The sequence below is a fragment of the Pedobacter superstes genome (genome assembly GCF_037622515.1).
Lineage (GTDB): Bacteria > Bacteroidota > Bacteroidia > Sphingobacteriales > Sphingobacteriaceae > Paradesertivirga > Paradesertivirga superstes.
In genome coordinates this window covers 343999-360918 of record NZ_JBBJCN010000004.1, presented here as the reverse complement: position 1 = coordinate 360918, position 16920 = coordinate 343999, and the positions used below count along the sequence as shown (strand labels likewise).

Below are 16920 nucleotides of genomic sequence, written 5' to 3'. Positions count from 1 at the left end.
GATATTTATGTTACTTTATAATATCAAACTTTCCTTTATGGATATTGGATTTAACAGAAACGAGGATATTAATAAACGGGACCTTTTTGACCTTAAGGATCGACTTAAAACCATATATGCTGGCGGAGGGGAAAAAGCCGCTGCTAAACAGAAAGACAAGGGTAAGCTTTTAGCCCGGGAGAGGATCTCATATCTTATTGATGAAGATCGTCCATGGCTGGAGATCGGTGCACTTGTTGCTGAGGGGATGTATAAAGAATACGGCGGATGTCCTTCAGGAGGTGTAATTACTGGAATTGGCTATGTATCCGGCAGGCAATGTGTTATAGTGGCTAACGATGCTACTGTTAAAGCAGGGGCATGGTTTCCTATTTCTGCTAAAAAAAATCTTCGTGCTCAGGAAATAGCTATCGAAAATCGTCTGCCGATTATTTATTTGGTCGACTCGGCTGGTGTATTCTTGCCTTTACAGGATGAAATTTTTCCTGATAAAGAGCACTTTGGAAGAATATTCAGAAATAACGCAGTAATGAGCAGCGAAGGAATTGTTCAGATATCAGCTATTATGGGTTCCTGCGTAGCCGGAGGCGCCTATTTACCTGTAATGAGCGATGAAGCGATGATAGTAGATGGCACAGGTTCTGTTTTCTTAGCCGGAAGCTATCTTGTTAAATCGGCAATCGGTGAAGATGTAGATAATGAAACACTTGGAGGTGCATCTACTCATTGCGAAATATCAGGTGTTACCGATTATAAACATCCTCATGATAAAGCCTGTCTCGATTCCATAAAAAATATTATGAATAAACTTGGCTCTCCTTTGAACGCTGGTTTTGATAGAATTCAAGCTTCAGGTCCCGCTAAAGAACCTCTTGATATTTATGGTTTACTTCCTGAGAATCGTGAAAAACCCTACGATATGCTGGAAATTATTCATCGCCTTGTAGATAATTCTGATTTTGAAGAATATAAACAGCTATATGGCCAAAGTATAATCTGTGGATTAGGCAGAATTGATGGGTGGGCTGTTGGAATTGTCGCGAATCAACGAAAGGTTATAAAATCTAAAAAGGGGGAGATGCAGTTTGGGGGAGTAATTTATTCTGATTCTGCTGACAAGGCGAGCCGTTTTATAATGAACTGCAATCAAAAAAAGATTCCCCTGGTTTTCTTGCAGGATGTTACTGGATTTATGGTTGGCAGTCGTTCTGAGCAAGGTGGAATTATTAAAGATGGCGCTAAAATGGTAAATGCAGTTGCTAATTCGGTAGTTCCGAAATTTACCATTATAATCGGGAACTCGTATGGCGCCGGAAATTACGCCATGTGCGGTAAAGCGTATGATCCACGTTTGATTTTTGCCTGGCCCTCAGCTAAAATAGCTGTCATGGGAGGTTCTCAGGCAGCAAAAACTCTTTTGCAAATTCAGGAATCATTTTTAAAAGCTAAAGGAGAAACTATAACTCCCGAAAAGGAAGCTCAATTATTAAAGGAAATAACGGATAGATATAATGAGCAAACCACGCCCTACTATGCTGCGGCCAGATTGTGGGTTGATGGGATAATAGATCCCCTCGAAACAAGAAATGTGATTTCTATGGGAATTGAGGCCGCTAATCAATCTCCAATAACTAAACGCTTTAACGTAGGGATTATTCAGACTTAATTTAGGTGGTTTGTACTTTTTGTAATCAAAATTCGTTCTTTGCGTATGAGATTGATGGGTTGGACGATTTTGATTTTATGCATTTCATTTTTTCAGGTTCAGGCCCAAAAAATTTCATTCTCAGAAAAAAGAAACTCTTCCTTAACGTATGTTAAGGGCAATGATTTTGAAGGGGTCGTTTTTTCGAAAGACTTTGTTTTTCCTTTTCAGTCCAATGAATCGGGCGACAAAAGATTCACTCCCACAATTGTAGAAATTGAGGCTGCAGAACAGCTTCTTCTAAAAGAAATCAAAACCGTGAATGCTGTTCAGAAAAATCAGGGTGGCGACTGTGGGCCTGTTATTCATGATAATCTAAAGCAGTTCGCCCGGCAATATTTTGGATATTATACTCCTTCAGGAGAAAAAGTGGTATTTATAAGTTGTTTATTGAAAGCAAATTATATGTCCTTATCTAAAGAAGTTCCCAATTGGCTTAAAGGGGCTGTTTATGTGCTTAATGGAGGCAGTAATTATTGGCAGGTTCAGGCCAATCTCAACAGGTCTACACTATTCGGCTTAGATGTGAATGGTCTTGATAGATCCGCCTCACGTTAAATTGAATTTATACTGATAAATGTCTGTTGTCTGTAAACGTTCAAAGCATTAGATTTGTCTCCTTGAATTTAAATCAAATGTCAGAAGTAACAGAACACGTTCATTGTCTTATTATTGGTTCAGGTCCGGCCGGATATACCGCAGCAGTCTATGCCGCACGTGCCGATTTGAAACCTGTTTTATATACCGGAATTGTTCCCGGAGGTCAGCTCACTCAAACTACAGATGTCGAGAATTTTCCGGGTTATCCAGAAGGGATTTTAGGACCTGAAATGATGGAAGATTTTCGCAGGCAAGCCGAGCGTTTTGGAACAGATATTCGTTTTGGATACATTACCTCTGTTGATTTTACAGGGCCTGTTCACAAAGTTATAGTTGATGAACATAAAACCATTACAGCAGATACTGTAATTATAGCTACCGGTGCATCAGCGAAATGGCTTGGACTGGAAAGTGAGCAAAAATATAATGGTTTCGGTGTTTCAGCCTGTGCAGTATGCGATGGGTTCTTTTTTAAGGGACAGGATGTTGCAATTGTCGGAGCTGGTGATACCGCAGCTGAAGAGGCAACTTACCTTGCTAAATTATGTAAGAAAGTGCATTTACTTGTTCGTCGTGATGAATTCAGGGCATCAAAAACAATGGTACACAGGGTATTAAATACTCCAAATATCGAAGTCCATTACAATACTGAAACCAAGGAGATTATTGGCAACGGACAAACTGTAACCGGTATAAAAGTATTTAATAATCAAACGAGTGAAGAAAGTCTGATTGATATTACAGGATTTTTTGTTGCTATTGGTCATAAGCCAAATACTGATATTTTTAAAGAGTGGCTGGAAATGGATGATACCGGTTATTTAATTACTAAATCAGGAACTACACAAACTAACATTGAAGGGGTTTTTGCCTGTGGCGATGCCCAGGATAAAATATATCGTCAGGCAGTTACTGCTGCGGGTACAGGCTGTATGGCTGCTTTAGAGGCCGAACGTTACCTTGCGGCTAAAGAACATGCTATGGCTGAGTAAAATACTCAAACATTTAATTTGATTTGATGTTCACCTTTCAAACAATCATTGTTATGGGAAAAGGAGATATCAAAAGCAAAAAAGGTAAAATTACCAACGGATCATTCGGAAAGCGCCGTCCTCATAAGGTAGCCAAGAAAACCGAAACGATTCAGAAACAAAAAACTGAAAGTGCCTAAACGGCACTTTTTTCGTTTATAGAATATGATAAGCAAAATTCTTAAGCTTCGCACAGCAATCATTCTCAGTATTTCCATCGCGACAATACTGTTTATGATATTTATGTTTTTCTACATAAGAAATCAGTTTTTTGTGACCCGAACGGAGATCACTGAAGATGTAATGATTGAAAAAATCACCAATATGGGGAAACTTGAATTAATAAAATATTCCATGAAAGACGTTATTGAGAAGAAAGTAACGAGAACTCTTTTTCCGGATAAGAGAATTCTTTTTGTTGCTGTTGGAGAAGTAGTGGGATGTATTGACCTTACAAAAGTTGCGAAAGATGATATTGTATCTACGCGGGATTCAGTTACAGTTTTTCTTCCTAATCCTGAAATCTGTTATTCTAAACTCGATCACCAACGATCTAAAGTTTATGAATTATCCGGAGTGTGGTCGCCTAACGACAGGCAGAAAATGATTGAGGATATTTACAAGCTTGCAGAGCAGAAGATACTTCAGAATGCAAAAGAGATGGATGTTCTGGGCAAGACAAAAGAGAATGCTACAATCATATTTAAACCAATTTTGGAGAATATTTCAGGTAAAAGGGTTGGCATTCAGTTTAAATAGTTGAGTTTGGCCTAACGGAAAATAGGTATCAGCACAATATCGATAAAGATTTTATCTGTTTAAAATGTTTTTGACCATGCTTCGCCGAAGTAAATGAAAGGGTGTTTGAAAAATGACAGAAAACATTACATTTGGATAAAGTGATGCTATCCGTAAGAAAAGGAACGCATAATATGAAAATCCGGTATCGTTGTTAGTTATAAAATTGAATACCGGATAAATATTGTTTAACCGATTATTCACTAATAATGAAAAAAATTATTGTTTTCGCTTCAGTTACCTTATCAGTGCTAAGTTCATGCAGTTCGGAGGAACCCAAAAAAGCGGAATCATCTATTACGAAGGTGGTTTTGCCTCAACCTTTCCGCTATCAAAAATCAATTGAGGTAACACCTGGATTAACCTTTGATGTGTTGAGCTGGGGGCGGGGTGCAGAGCATATTGGTCAATATATTATTCTTCGTTCCGATTCTTCTAATGCGAAATATAGCACTATTTCCGAAGAGCTTGAAGGTGACATTACTGACGTGTGGAATATGGATCTGGATTCAGATGGAAATCCGGAAATATTTATTCAGGCAAAAGGCCAGGATAAAGATTCCTATTTTAAATTGTATGTGCATGAATTTTCCGAAAGCGGTTCCTCTCAGGAGCTCAAATTCCCTGAATTAACCTCGGCTACAAAGAAGAAATACAGGGGTAAAGACTCTGTTTATACAAAGAATGGGAACCTTTTTAGAGAGTTTCCGCTATATGATGAGAAAGATACTGCGGGAACTAAGCCTGTTGATAAAAAGGTGCTGGAGTATACATTAAGGGGAAATACGTTTGATATACATGAAATAAAAGAAGAAGGAAAAAAGAAACCCTGATTTTTGCTTCACTTTTTTGTAAACTGCTTCTCCAGTCTTTCTAAATTTTCAACCATTTCATTCAACTTTTCCTGTTCTTTACGGATGTAAGTTCTCATTAGAAACCAACAAATAACAAACCATACAACAGTTGCCATCACACCAATAAGGGTTTGCCAGAAGGGAGAGCTGAAATATATTTCAATAAAATACAGGCCAAAAGCTATTCCTATAAAAACGCTGTAAAAAGTATATTTAAGAGTATTAAATCTATAACGTTTAAGACCATATTGCTTTAAATAAGTTATATATTCTTCCGGGTGTTTTAGCAAGTGTTCAGAATTAGAGATACTTCTATAGTCCTTTATTTGTACGAACAGGTAATAGAGACAACACAAAAGGAAAATTAAAAGAGATAGATGTGTGGTCCACATTATTGATTGAATACTGACCCAGATTAAGGAAAACAGAACAATAGCAGCAAGGATTCCAATAATTTCGAACAATAACTTATTTGAAAAGCTGTTTTTTGATTTTCTTATACCCTTAAGAATATCCTCATAGCTAAGCCTGGGAACAATAATCTGACCGTGCCATATATCTTTCAGTGCATCAAAATCTTTCATAACGGTTATATATTTCAGTCAGTTTGTTTTTAATCCGATGTATTTTAACCCGTAAATTTCCTTCCGAAACACCAGAAATCAGAGCAATTTCAGAATATGAAATTTCGTCCAAAACCATCGAAATAATAATTCTTTCAGTTTCTTCTAATTGAGAAATACATTTATATAATAAAGCTACCTGTTCATTTTTTTCGGATAATTCTTCACCTTTTGTTTCAATAATGGCGTCTGTAAGTTCGTCTTTAGCCTGACGTTTTTCTACTCTCAACCAGGACAGGCAGGTATTTACAGCTATGCGATAAATCCATGTAGAAATCATAGCCTGATTACGGAACTTTTCCAGGTTTTGCCAAACTTTCATAAAAGTTTCCTGCATTAAGTCGTTTGCGGCATCATCATCGCCGGTGTAACCATAGCACAAATGATAAATTTTCTTTGAGTTTGACTTAAAGATTTCTTTAAAAAGAGCTTCTTTATCCATTATCCAGATTTTAGATGAGGTTTTAAAGTATCTGTTACAGTCGAAAATCGTTTTTATTGAAAAACCGCACTTTATTATCTGCCTCTTCAATTAATTGATTATAGGCAGCGCCGTAATCAAATTGAAGATCTTCATGGAGTTTAGGAAGTATGCGTCTTATTTTTTCTATCTGGCGGCTAAAAATTGTTTGGAGAGGTTTATGGGAAGAACGGGTGTCGGCGTATTCTAAAAAACAGGTTCCGAACCATAGCAATAACTCTGTTTCAACCTCCTTTGAGCCTGTATATTTTGCGTGCTTGGCCAGTAATCGAACTATTTTCCGAACTTCTTTAGTGCTTGTATAAGACGACTTGTTTAAATTTTGAAAATTAATCAGCAGTGTAGATTTAACTTCTTCGGCATAATTAAGTGGGTTATCTGCATCATAAAGCAAATAGCTCAATAATTCTTTATTGTCTTTTTTATATTTGGCCAGCCTCAAACAAATTTCTGTTAAAGCCTCGGTATTAAGCGACCTCAATTCCTTTTTTATGTCACTTAATTTTTCTACTCTCATTAATCTGATTTGGTGGGTAAATCTAATTATTTACATTTGTTCAATTCATTAAAATTCTCTATGAAGTTAAAACAAGCAGGATATGCTGCTATAATTACAGTTTTTATTGCTGCACTTCTTACTTTTTTTAACTCGTTTAGCATCCTTCCTGTTTCACCTGTTGCATTATCTTTTTCGAGATGGCTGGTTATTGCGGCTTTGATATTGTTCGGGATAAAAAAGAATTCACTTACTTCCTGGATATTGATCTCAATGGTCATCGGTGCAGAAATTGGTCATGATTATCCTGAAATAGGAATAAAGCTGCAGGTACTTAGCAAGGTGTTTTTGAAAATGATTAAAACGATTGTGGCTCCTCTGCTTTTTGCTACCCTGGTTTATGGTATAGCCGGTCATGCAGATTTAAAGCAGGTGGGCCGTATGGGGTGGAAGGCGATTCTTTATTTCGAGGTAGTTACTACAATTGCGTTGTTTATAGGACTGGCAGCAATCAATATTTCTCAGGCAGGGGCCGGAATTAAAATGCCTCCCGCCTCACAGGAAGTTTTACCAAATGTGCCTCCTCAATCTTTCAATGATATAATCCTTCACATTTTTCCTGAGAATATCGCAAAATCTATCTCGGAAGGGCAAATTTTACAGATAGTGGTATTCAGTATTCTTTTTGGAATTGCATTGGCGATGGTAAGGGAAGATAAGCGTTTACCAATGCTCAGAGCAACAGAAAGTCTTTCTGAAGTTATGTTTAAATTTACAAATATCGTGATGTATTTCGCACCGATAGGAGTAGGAGCAGCCATTGCTTATACGGTTGGCCATATGGGGTTGGGCATTTTAGTTAACCTGTTTCAGTTGCTTGCAACTTTGTATGTAGCCCTGACAGTGTTCCTGCTAGGAGTATTATTACCGATCGGGCTTATTGTTGGTGTGCCAATTAAAAAGTTCCTTCAGGCCATTGCAGGCCCTGTTTCAATCGCTTTTGCAACCACAAGTTCTGAAGCAGCATTGCCACGTGCTATGGAGAATCTTGAAAAACTGGGTGTGCCCCGAAAAATTGTCGCCTTTGTGATGCCAACAGGGTATAGCTTTAATTTGGACGGAACAACTTTATATCTTTCACTTGCATCAATTTTTGTAGCTCAGGCAGCAGGCATGAATCTTTCCATTCCACAGCAACTTGTTATTGTCTTTACGTTAATGTTAACAAGTAAAGGGGTAGCCGGTGTTCCGAGGGCATCTCTGGTGATCTTATTAGGAACAGCTGCGTCTTTTGGTATGCCTTCGTGGCCCATCTTTATTATTCTTGGAATAGATGAGTTAATGGATATGGCCCGCACATCTGTAAATGTAATTGGCAATTGCCTTGCAACCGTTGTTGTCGCGAAATGGGAAAAAGAATTTAATCCAACAGAAGAAATCATTGAATAGAGGTGAGTTAATACTTCTTTAATCCATCCAATCATTTCATAATCTATTATTAATAACACATGTCGAATAAATCAAAGAAAATCTTCTTAGCATTAAGTATCATAATTCCTTTTCTCATCTATTGCTTCTATTACTATGGAATGATGGTGAAGAATGCTCCATATAAATTTTCAGAATTTGAATCCTTGACTTTTAAATATGGCCTGGGAGACAGCCTCATTAATCAGTACAATTCTAAAACAGCTATCTACCAATATGTAAATGAGCAGGATTCATTGATCAAAAAAAAGGTAAAACTAACAAAAGATGATTTATTAGTTCTTCATCGCAGGGCAGCGCAATTAGGTTTTTGGAATTTCCCTTCCGAAATCGTTAATAAAGGCGAACCATTAAAAAATACTCCTCATTATTATATAGAATTGACTTATAAAAGAAAGAGTAAAGCTGTGCTTTTTGATTTAGATTACAAGGGTGATCCTAAACTAAAGGATGCGGTGCGCAGACTGATTGAAGAGATAAGCAATACTATTAATGATGCTGAAGACAGGTTGCCTAAATAGAAATTTCATCAAAATATAGCGTTTTGCCCCGAAACGTTAAGTTAATGTTAAGCCCAAATAATCATTAGGTTAAATCAGTATTTCGGGCAATCATTCGATTAACATTAAATGTATTTTCGCGACATATTAATGTTATAATGAAAATTTTTAAAGCAGTTTTAATTACTTTGTTTTTGATAATAACTTCAGAAACATATTCTTATGAATTAGTTAGCGATACTGGAAAAGCGCATACCGATACTCTAAAAGGCAAAGCGGAAAAGCCGGAAGCTAAAAAAACAGAATGGTATCAAAGGATAAATTTAAGAGGATACGCTCAATTAAGGTATAACCGCTTATTGGAAACCAATCCGGATTTACAGTGTGAGCAGTGCGACAAATCCTGGGGGGGAGATGGTGGTTTTTTTCTGCGCCGACTTCGATTGGTTCTTTCCGGACAAATTACCGATCGTTTATATATTTATATTCAACCAGATTTTGCTTCAAGCCCAGATGGTACTAACAATCATTTTGGCCAGATAAGGGATGCCTATTTCGATTTAGGGTTGGATTCTAAAAATGAATTCAGGCTTCGTTTCGGCCAAAGTAAAGTTCCATACGGATTTGAGAATATGCAGTCAAGCCAGAATCGGCTTCCTCTTGATCGAAATGATGCTTTAAACAGTGCCGTAAGCAACGAGCGGGATTTAGGAGTATTTTTTTACTGGGCACCTGAAAAGATACGTGAACGGTTTTCTTACCTGGTTAGTTCTGGTTTAAAGGGATCCGGAGATTACGGGGTTTTTGCATTTGGAGCATTTAATGGTCAAACAGCGAATAAAAACGAAGCAAATGATCAGCCACATATTGTCAGCCGCTTCACCTATCCAATGCAAATAGGAAAGCAGATTATTGAGCCTTCAATCCAGGCATATACCGGAAAATATGTGGTCACCTCAATCACCAGTGGTGTTAGCGCGAATCCAAAAGGGGAGTACAAAGACCAGAGGGCAGCTGCAAGTTTTGTTCTTTATCCGCAGCCATTTGGATTGCAGATGGAATACAATATAGGCACCGGACCTGAATACAACACGGTTACAAACACTATTGAGCAGAAACGACTTCAGGGGGGCTACGTACTTGCTTCTTATGCTTTAAAATTTAATAAGCAGGTAGTGTTCCCTTTTGTTCGTTACTTCCGTTATGATGGTGGTAAAAAATTCGAGCGCGATGCAAGGACGTATAGAGTAAGGGACTTTGAAATTGGCACAGAATGGCAGCCGGTCAAAAATTTTGAGGTAGTAACCATGTATACTATTTCTAAAAGAAGATTTGAAGATGCAGTAAAGCCTTTGAATGATCAGGAAGGAAGGCTTTTAAGAATACAGGTGCAATTTAATTATTAGCAACCAAAAGAATAATTGTTAAAATAAAAAGCCATTCGTTTGTAGCGAATGGCTTTTTTATTTTATAAAACTTTTAAGTTTCTAAGACTTTATAGGTTTTTCTATTACTCAAAATATTCTTTCATCCTTTCAAAAAAGCTTTTTTCATGCTTTCCTGGTTGAGGACGGAAATTGGGTGATTCCTGCAATTTTTCCATTAAATCACGTTCTTCTCTCGAAAGAGCTTTTGGGGTCCAGATATTTACATAAACCAATTGATCGCCACGGTGATAGGAATTTACTTCAGGAACTCCTTTACCCTTCAATCTCAGGATTTTTCCTCCCTGAGTACCTGGTTCAATCTTGATTTTAGCTTTACCATCAATCGTAGGAACTTCAACACTAGCGCCTAAAGTAGCATCAACGAAGCTAATATGTAAATCATAAACAACATTATTTCCTTCGCGTTGAAGCGTTTCGTGAGAAATTTCTTCAATTAATATGATAAGGTCTCCGGGTACGCCTCCTCTCGGAGCTGCATTTCCTTTACCTCCCATAGAGAGTTGCATCCCTTCACTTACACCTGCAGGAATATTAATTGTAATTGTTTCTTCGCCTCTTACAATTCCATCGCCATGACAAACAGTACACTTGGAAGTAATTTGTGTGCCTTCGCCGTTACAAGTAGGACAGGTGCTAGTGGTTTGCATCTGACCAAGAATAGTGTTGGTTACTCTGCGTACTGACCCTGAACCACCGCAAGTAGAGCATGTGTGGAAAGAAGAGCGGTCTTTGGCTCCGCTGCCGTCACAAGTTGAACAAACTACCTGCTTGTTAACTTTGATTTTCTTTTCAGCTCCTTTTGCAATCTCTTCAAGAGTTAATTTAACTTTAATCCTTAAATTGCTTCCGCGTGCAACGCGTTTTCCGCCCCTTGACTGGCCGCCTCCAAAAAAGCTTTCGAATGGACTGCCGCCGCCGAATACATCTCCAAACTGGCTGAAGATGTCTTCCATATTCATATGGCCTCCTCCGTAACTACCGGCACCTTGAGTTCCTGCATGACCAAACTGATCATACCGCTGTTTTTTCTCCGGATTACTTAAAATTTCATAAGCTTCGGCTGCTTCCTTAAACATTTCCTCAGCTTCTTTGTCTCCCGGATTTTTGTCTGGATGATATTTTATAGCCTGTTTACGATAAGCTTTTTTTATCTCATCGGCACTGGAACTCTTTGTAATACCCAGTATATCGTAATAATCTCTTTTAGCCATTTTTTTTATAATGATTGAAGGAATGAATTACTGAAGGAATGAATATTAAATCTCTCATTCTTTCTTTCTCTCCTTTAATCCTTTTTTATGCGCCTACAACTACTTTTGCAAACCGTATCACTTTGTCATGTAAATAATATCCTTTTTCAACTTCATCAATAACTTTTCCTTTTAAATCATTGGAAGGAGCAGGGATATTGGTAATAGCTTCATGGAGTTCTGGATCAAAAACCGTCCCCACGGATTCCATTTCTTTTAATCCTTTTTGAGTTAAAATACTTTTAAGTTTATTTTGAACCAGGACGATTCCTTCTTTAACTGCTGAAACGTCAGACGCCGTCTCCATGGACTTTAATGCCCTGTCAAAGTCATCAACAACTGGCAGTAAACTCGATAGAACGTCTTTCCCTGCAGTTTGAAGCAGCTCTATACGCTCTTTATTTGTACGTCTTTTATAATTATCAAATTCTGCGTACAGGCGTAAATATTTATTGTTAGCTTCTGTCAGATCAGTTTTAAGCTTATCTTCCTGTGAGGCTTGCTGATCTTCAACATCGCTTGCAGGTATATTTTCAGAATTACCACCATCGCCCTGATGACTTAGTATTTCGCTTACCTGTTCTAATTCCTGTTCAATTTCTGATTTTGCTTCGTTATTTTCGTTCATAACTTCTTGTTCCTGGTTTTTCTTCTTGTTTTTCAACATATCTGAAAACTTCATAATAATGGGGTTAGACAAATTTTTTGCCAATTAAATAAAACAGCCAAGCTGTCAGTGATTTGATTGCTACTTAAAACAATTTGACGTATGTAGTAAGATTTAAACGATTTTGACATCTTCTATGACCTTCCCATCTTCACATTTTATAATGCGCGAGGGGAAAGTTCGGATCAATTGGTATGCATGCGTGGCCATTAGAACTGCCGTGCCCGAACGGCTGATTTCTTTCAGAAGAAGCATAATTTCTTCTGCCGTGTCGGGGTCAAGATTTCCAGTCGGTTCATCGGCAAGAATTATTTCCGGATCATTGAGTAATGCACGTGCAATCACGACGCGTTGCTGCTCTCCCCCTGATATTTCATGAGGCATTTTTTTGATTTTTGAACGCAGGCCTACTTTTTCTAATACATCTTTAATCCTGTCAGAAATTAAACCTTTATCTTTCCAGCCCGTTGCATGCATAACAAAACGAAGATTATCTTCTATGGTACGATCGGTTAATAACTGGAAATCCTGAAAAACAATACCGAGTTTCCTTCTCAAATAAGGAACATCTCTTTCGGTAAGTTTTTTTAAATCGTATCCTCCCGCATGTCCTTCGCCAGATGAAATATGAAGATCGCCATAAATGATTTTTAATAAGCTGCTTTTACCAGATCCGGTTTGGCCGATAAGAAACACAAACTCACCTTTATCAATCTTTAGGTTCACATTAGAAAGAACCAGGTGTTTTTGCTGGTAGACGTCAACATTTTCAAGTTTTATTACTGTATTACCAATCATATTAAAGCTCTAATTTTAAAATCTGACCAAATGGTAGGTCCTTAACAAGGTTCATGATGTATTCAGTTTTTTCTCCCAACCCAATTTTTTCAAGAGATTTATCTGGCCTGTCTACTCTGAAATAGGCCAATAAAGTAAATTTATCGTCTCTTAACTGTACGTAATCAGGAATTCTTGCAACACCTTTCACCTTTATGATGTACATAACGCCAAAGTTAGAATTTTCTATGGTTTTCGCCTGCGTTGTTTATAAACTCAGTAAAAATTCAATAGTATTTACTCCATCTGCATAATCCCAAAGTTTTGGCTTCTGACTTTCGCCAAAACCTACCTGCTGGTTGCTGACATTTAGTTTTGATTTAGAAACGATGCATTGTATTTGTTCTGAATGTAACAGAATTAATGCTTCAGCGGATTCAAGTTTATCGTACTCTTCATAATATAAAACCGCCAGGGGAGAGGCCAGTCGTTCATCTTTTTTTACAAGCAGGAAACCATTATCGAAATGCTTTTCCCTGTTTATCAGATAAATAGATTTATTGTATTCGTAATTATTACAGTATTTATTATGATTTACAATATTTTTATAAGTTTCAACTGATTCGAAAAACGTTGTGAAATCATAATCATTTGGAACAAAAACCTTTGATATATTTCTGCATCCCATGCCAAAAAAATCAAAAACGTCATGTCCTAGTAAGTGTAATTCATCTCTTGTTTCCTCTCCGGTTAATACTGCAATGCTATTACGGTTCTTGCGAATAATATGCGGGACTTTCCCAAAGTAATATTCAAAATATCGGGAAGTATTATTACTTCCTGTAGCGATTACAGCATCAAATCCTTCGAGTCTCTCAATGAAATTTATCTGATTTTTAAATTCGGGCTCAAATTCGATCAGTTTATTAACCAAATGAGGAATCAAATCCTTATCCTGTGAAGATGATTTAATTAAAGCAATATGTCCTGAAGCCATCACAGATAAAATATCATGGAAACCTACCATAGGAATATTTCCTGCTAAAACAAGACCGATTTTTTTTGGGGTAAAATTTCCCTGCTGATTCTTTACGTCGTCCATCCATGTATCCAAATCCTCCGCGTTTAGCATATGAGAAATGCCGTTTATAGCTTTTCTTGTTTCTTCCGGAGTAAACCAGGCATTTGAGTAATGTGCATTGCTTATAAGGGTTTTAAGATGCTCATCAGGGTTTTGCAAATAATTTCCTAAATGTTTAAATGCTGCTTTTCGTTGTTCTTGTGTCAAAATGGAAGTCCTTAAAATAAAATCAACAGATTGTATTATATTTGCATTGTTTTGCATGCGTTAACAATTGCAAAATTACGGTTAAGAAATAGAATTTTAGAACATGGCGATAATAATAACAGACGAATGCATTAACTGCGGAGCTTGTGAGCCTGAATGCCCTAATAATGCTATTTATGATGCAGGGGCTGCATGGCGTTTTTCCGAAGGGACAGCTTTACGCGGAATAATAGATTTTGGTGATGGTACAACATTAAATGCTGAAGAGGCTCAAGCAGCAATTTCAGAGGAATTTTATTATATAGTTTCAGATAAATGTACAGAATGTAAAGGTTTTCATGATGAACCTCAATGTGCTGCTGTTTGTCCGGTGGATTGCTGCATTGATGATGTGGACGTACGCGAGACTGAAGAAGAATTACTTGCCAAAAAAGCCTGGCTTCACGCAGAGGATTAATAGAAAGAAAAAATTTGTTAAAGAGCGGCTTCGGTCGCTCTTTTTTTTATAAAAGCTTAATCATCAGATGTAAACTATACATCTGATGATTAGTTTCGTGTTTTATAAAAAAATGCGGTTCTATTTTTTTTCTGCCTCAGCATCCTTGTTTGGAATAATCAGAACCGGGCATTTTGCCTTTCTGACAACTTTTTCAGCTACGCTTCCGGAAATAAAGTGGTCAAATCCAGTTCTGCCATGTGTGCCTAAAATAATGATATCGGCATTCCATTCATCCGCGGTTGCCAAAATTTCGTCTTTAGGATGTCCAATTTTGTGAAACGTGAAAACGGTGATATCATCTCCAATGGAATCAGCAATTTTATTCAAAAGTTTTTTACTTGCGTCTTCCTGGGCATGAACCATTTCAGGCATCATAATGGGTGGTTCGTTAAGCAAAGGATCTGCAACATAAGGAGTAGCTACCGGAAGTTCATTCACATGCAATAATGCAATTTCGGATCCAAGTTTTTTAGCTAAATCAACACCATAACTGGTTGCACGCTCAGAATACTGGCTGTCTTCAACCGCGATTAAAATTTTTTGAATTTGATTAAAGGTTTTCATTATTTGGACGGGTGATTTGATATACTGAATGGATAACTTTCATATGCATTAAAACAATAAAGTAAAAGCTAAGTTTTTTTATTTCCTGAATCTAATCAATTTTCTTTGATTTGTATCCAAATGAATAAATACGGGATTTGTAATCTTTCTATTGTGCCCATCAGGGCAGATGCCTCTGATAAGAGCGAGATTTTATCACAGTTACTATTTGGCGAGTGTTTCGAGATTCTGCAGTTCACTGAAAAATGGACCTTAATTAAAAACTGCTTTGATGATTATCAGGGCTGGATTGACAGCAAACAATATATTTTCTCAAAACAATGTTTAATTGAATCGGGTGAATCCAGCACAATTCTTGGTTTAAATGTAAATCACGAGGTCATTAAATTATCTACGGGAGAAAAACTCCATTTAGCAGCGGGTTCTAGCCTTCCCGAAATGCTAAATAAAAAATTCTTTTTGGGTACAGAAGAATATCGATTGCAATCTGACTCAATACTTTCTACCGATATAAAATTTGAAAGCGCTGTTGTCGAATACGCAAAGTTTTTCCTTAGTGCTCCATATCTATGGGGAGGTAAATCAATTTTTGGGATAGATTGCTCGGGTTTAACCCAGATAGTTTTTAAAATGTGTGGTAAAAAACTTTACCGTGATGCATGGCAACAGGCAGAACAGGGCGAAGTAGTAAATTTCTTACAAGAAGCTAAAGCTGGAGATCTGGCTTTTTTTGATAATGCTGAGGGTAAGGTAGTGCATGTAGGGATAATGCTGGATGATCAGCATATTATTCATGCTTCAGGAAGAGTGAAAATTGATCCGATTGACGGTCAGGGGATTTATAGCCTGGATCTGAAAAAACATACACATAAACTGAGGATTATTAAAAGAGTATGAGTTGAAATATGAATTTAAGGCCTCCTCGGGGGGCTTATGTATTAAAATTTCACATCCCAGACCATTACCCTTGTATCATCACTTACGGAAACTAAAAATTCCGTAGACCGCTCCCAGCAAATCTTATTAACGGAGTGGCTGTGAGCTTCCATTCCTTTCTCACGACTAATCACTTTCTTCAGCTTAAAAGTTTCCGCATCCCAAAGTTTTATGCTTTTATCCCTGCTGCAAGTAGCGAAATAAGGTTTTGTGGGATGAAATTGAATGTCGTAAATAGCAAACATATGGGCTGCGAAATTTTCTTTCATCGAGAAGTCGCTCAGATTCCAAACGATTAATTTTGCGTCTCTGCTTCCGGATAATAAATATTTACCATCTGGTGAAAAACTAAGTGAGGTAATGGGTAAGGTATGTTGATTTAATTCGGTGATTACTGAATAATCGTCCAGGTTGTAAATCCGGATACTATTGTCTTTGCATCCAAAAGCCGCTAATTTTTCATCCTTGCTTATGGCTATACACCGAACGGTAAGTTCTGAAACATTAAAATTATATAAGAGTTTATGTGTTGTTAAATCTACAACCGAAATACTTCCGTCTTCAGAAGCAGCTAAGAGCTCTTTTTTAGAATTAACCGAAACCAGTTCAAAAATGGGTAATTTATGATAATCTAACTGAACGCTTATCTTTTGTTCAGTAAAGCTGAATAGGCTGATCAGTCCACTTCTTTCACCCACAGCTAGAACAGGTGAACAGTCAGGAGCATGTAATGAATAAACAGAACTTTTAACAGGCATCAATACCTTAATAAATGCCATGTTATTAAGACTCCATTCAACAACCCCTTTGTCATTCCCTCCGGTAAATATTATTCCGGGTTTCCGGGAAGGTTCAAGGGCGTAAACCGGATTTTGGTGCCCGGATAATAAGGCTGCTTGCTTAACCTCAACCATT

Annotated in this window: 21 protein-coding genes; 11 read left to right on the top strand and 10 right to left on the bottom strand. The window is 37.3% G+C overall.

Annotated features, from left to right (window positions below; all coding sequences use genetic code 11):
- Positions 1 to 37: 37 nt before the first annotated feature.
- From WG906_RS13615 to WG906_RS13590, 6 genes are all read left to right on the top strand, one after another.
- Positions 38 to 1666, top strand: coding sequence for an acyl-CoA carboxylase subunit beta (locus WG906_RS13615; RefSeq protein ID WP_339993364.1), 1629 nt, complete (start codon positions 38 to 40; stop codon positions 1664 to 1666).
- A 45-nt stretch (positions 1667 to 1711) separates the two neighbouring features.
- The gene (locus WG906_RS13610; protein ID WP_339993255.1) at positions 1712 to 2263 is read left to right on the top strand and encodes a hypothetical protein; all 552 of its coding nucleotides are present in this window, start codon (positions 1712 to 1714) and stop codon (positions 2261 to 2263) included.
- Positions 2264 to 2340: 77 nt separating this feature from the next.
- Positions 2341 to 3297: a thioredoxin-disulfide reductase gene (trxB, locus tag WG906_RS13605; protein WP_339993253.1), complete on the top strand. Its 957-nt coding sequence runs from the start codon at positions 2341 to 2343 to the stop codon at positions 3295 to 3297.
- 26 nt (positions 3298 to 3323) lie between these two features.
- Entirely contained in the window at positions 3324 to 3476 is a 153-nt protein-coding gene (locus WG906_RS13600) for a 30S ribosomal protein THX (protein ID WP_339993252.1), read from the top strand.
- A gap of 25 nt (positions 3477 to 3501) precedes the next feature.
- The gene (locus WG906_RS13595; protein ID WP_339993251.1) at positions 3502 to 4095 is read left to right on the top strand and encodes a DUF4230 domain-containing protein; all 594 of its coding nucleotides are present in this window, start codon (positions 3502 to 3504) and stop codon (positions 4093 to 4095) included.
- Positions 4096 to 4343: 248 nt separating this feature from the next.
- Positions 4344 to 4967, top strand: coding sequence for a hypothetical protein (locus WG906_RS13590; RefSeq protein WP_339993249.1), 624 nt, complete (start codon positions 4344 to 4346; stop codon positions 4965 to 4967).
- Between the two features lie 8 nt (positions 4968 to 4975).
- Here WG906_RS13590 and WG906_RS13585 read toward each other — a convergent pair whose 3' ends face one another.
- From WG906_RS13585 to WG906_RS13575, 3 genes are read right to left on the bottom strand one after another with little or no spacing between them, the layout of a single operon-like run.
- Positions 4976 to 5572 carry a hypothetical protein gene (locus WG906_RS13585; protein WP_339993248.1) on the bottom strand — a complete coding sequence of 199 codons (597 nt, stop codon included), beginning with the start codon at positions 5570 to 5572 and terminating at the stop codon, positions 4976 to 4978.
- The gene (locus WG906_RS13580) at positions 5559 to 6053 is read right to left on the bottom strand and encodes an RNA polymerase sigma factor (protein ID WP_431844481.1); all 495 of its coding nucleotides are present in this window, start codon (positions 6051 to 6053) and stop codon (positions 5559 to 5561) included. The genes WG906_RS13585 and WG906_RS13580 overlap by 14 nt, the downstream gene beginning before the upstream one ends.
- 34 nt (positions 6054 to 6087) lie before the next feature.
- A complete protein-coding gene (locus WG906_RS13575) occupies positions 6088 to 6609 on the bottom strand; it encodes a hypothetical protein (protein WP_339993247.1) in 522 nt (173 codons plus the stop codon).
- 60 nt (positions 6610 to 6669) lie between these two features.
- Here WG906_RS13575 and WG906_RS13570 point away from each other — a divergent pair, with 60 nt between their 5' ends.
- The 3 genes from WG906_RS13570 (at position 6670) to WG906_RS13560 (ending at position 9982) form a co-directional block, all read left to right on the top strand.
- Complete coding sequence (locus WG906_RS13570) at positions 6670 to 8037, top strand: dicarboxylate/amino acid:cation symporter (RefSeq protein ID WP_339993246.1); 1368 nt, start codon at positions 6670 to 6672, stop codon at positions 8035 to 8037.
- A gap of 59 nt (positions 8038 to 8096) precedes the next feature.
- Positions 8097 to 8597: a hypothetical protein gene (locus tag WG906_RS13565; RefSeq protein WP_339993245.1), complete on the top strand. Its 501-nt coding sequence runs from the start codon at positions 8097 to 8099 to the stop codon at positions 8595 to 8597.
- Positions 8598 to 8734: 137 nt separating this feature from the next.
- Positions 8735 to 9982, top strand: coding sequence for a porin (locus WG906_RS13560; RefSeq protein WP_339993244.1), 1248 nt, complete (start codon positions 8735 to 8737; stop codon positions 9980 to 9982).
- A 104-nt stretch (positions 9983 to 10086) separates the two neighbouring features.
- Here the strand turns inward: WG906_RS13560 and dnaJ are convergent, their stop codons facing one another.
- From dnaJ to WG906_RS13535, 5 genes are all read right to left on the bottom strand, one after another.
- Positions 10087 to 11235, bottom strand: a complete 1149-nt coding sequence (gene dnaJ / locus WG906_RS13555) for a molecular chaperone DnaJ (protein WP_339993242.1) — start codon at positions 11233 to 11235, stop codon at positions 10087 to 10089.
- Between the two features lie 85 nt (positions 11236 to 11320).
- On the bottom strand, positions 11321 to 11956 hold the full coding sequence (locus WG906_RS13550) for a nucleotide exchange factor GrpE (protein ID WP_431844480.1): 636 nt from the start codon (positions 11954 to 11956) through the stop codon (positions 11321 to 11323).
- 99 nt (positions 11957 to 12055) lie between these two features.
- Positions 12056 to 12739, bottom strand: a complete 684-nt coding sequence (locus tag WG906_RS13545; protein WP_339993241.1) for a cell division ATP-binding protein FtsE — start codon at positions 12737 to 12739, stop codon at positions 12056 to 12058.
- A 1-nt stretch (position 12740) separates the two neighbouring features.
- Positions 12741 to 12944: a fructose-6-phosphate aldolase gene (locus WG906_RS13540; protein ID WP_339993240.1), complete on the bottom strand. Its 204-nt coding sequence runs from the start codon at positions 12942 to 12944 to the stop codon at positions 12741 to 12743.
- Positions 12945 to 12986: 42 nt separating this feature from the next.
- Positions 12987 to 14006 (bottom strand): acyl-CoA reductase, encoded by a 1020-nt coding sequence (locus WG906_RS13535; protein ID WP_339993239.1) that lies wholly within the window; start codon positions 14004 to 14006, stop codon positions 12987 to 12989.
- A gap of 103 nt (positions 14007 to 14109) precedes the next feature.
- Here WG906_RS13535 and WG906_RS13530 point away from each other — a divergent pair, with 103 nt between their 5' ends.
- Positions 14110 to 14463: a 4Fe-4S binding protein gene (locus WG906_RS13530; RefSeq protein WP_339993238.1), complete on the top strand. Its 354-nt coding sequence runs from the start codon at positions 14110 to 14112 to the stop codon at positions 14461 to 14463.
- Between the two features lie 120 nt (positions 14464 to 14583).
- On the opposite strand, the gene WG906_RS13525 is transcribed toward WG906_RS13530, so the two are convergent.
- A complete protein-coding gene (locus tag WG906_RS13525) occupies positions 14584 to 15069 on the bottom strand; it encodes a universal stress protein (protein WP_339993237.1) in 486 nt (161 codons plus the stop codon).
- 120 nt (positions 15070 to 15189) lie between these two features.
- Here WG906_RS13525 and WG906_RS13520 point away from each other — a divergent pair, with 120 nt between their 5' ends.
- Positions 15190 to 15966, top strand: a complete 777-nt coding sequence (locus WG906_RS13520) for a C40 family peptidase (RefSeq protein WP_339993236.1) — start codon at positions 15190 to 15192, stop codon at positions 15964 to 15966.
- Between the two features lie 41 nt (positions 15967 to 16007).
- On the opposite strand, the gene WG906_RS13515 is transcribed toward WG906_RS13520, so the two are convergent.
- Complete coding sequence (locus tag WG906_RS13515) at positions 16008 to 16919, bottom strand: WD40 repeat domain-containing protein (protein ID WP_339993234.1); 912 nt, start codon at positions 16917 to 16919, stop codon at positions 16008 to 16010.
- Between the last annotated feature and the right edge of the window lies 1 nt (position 16920).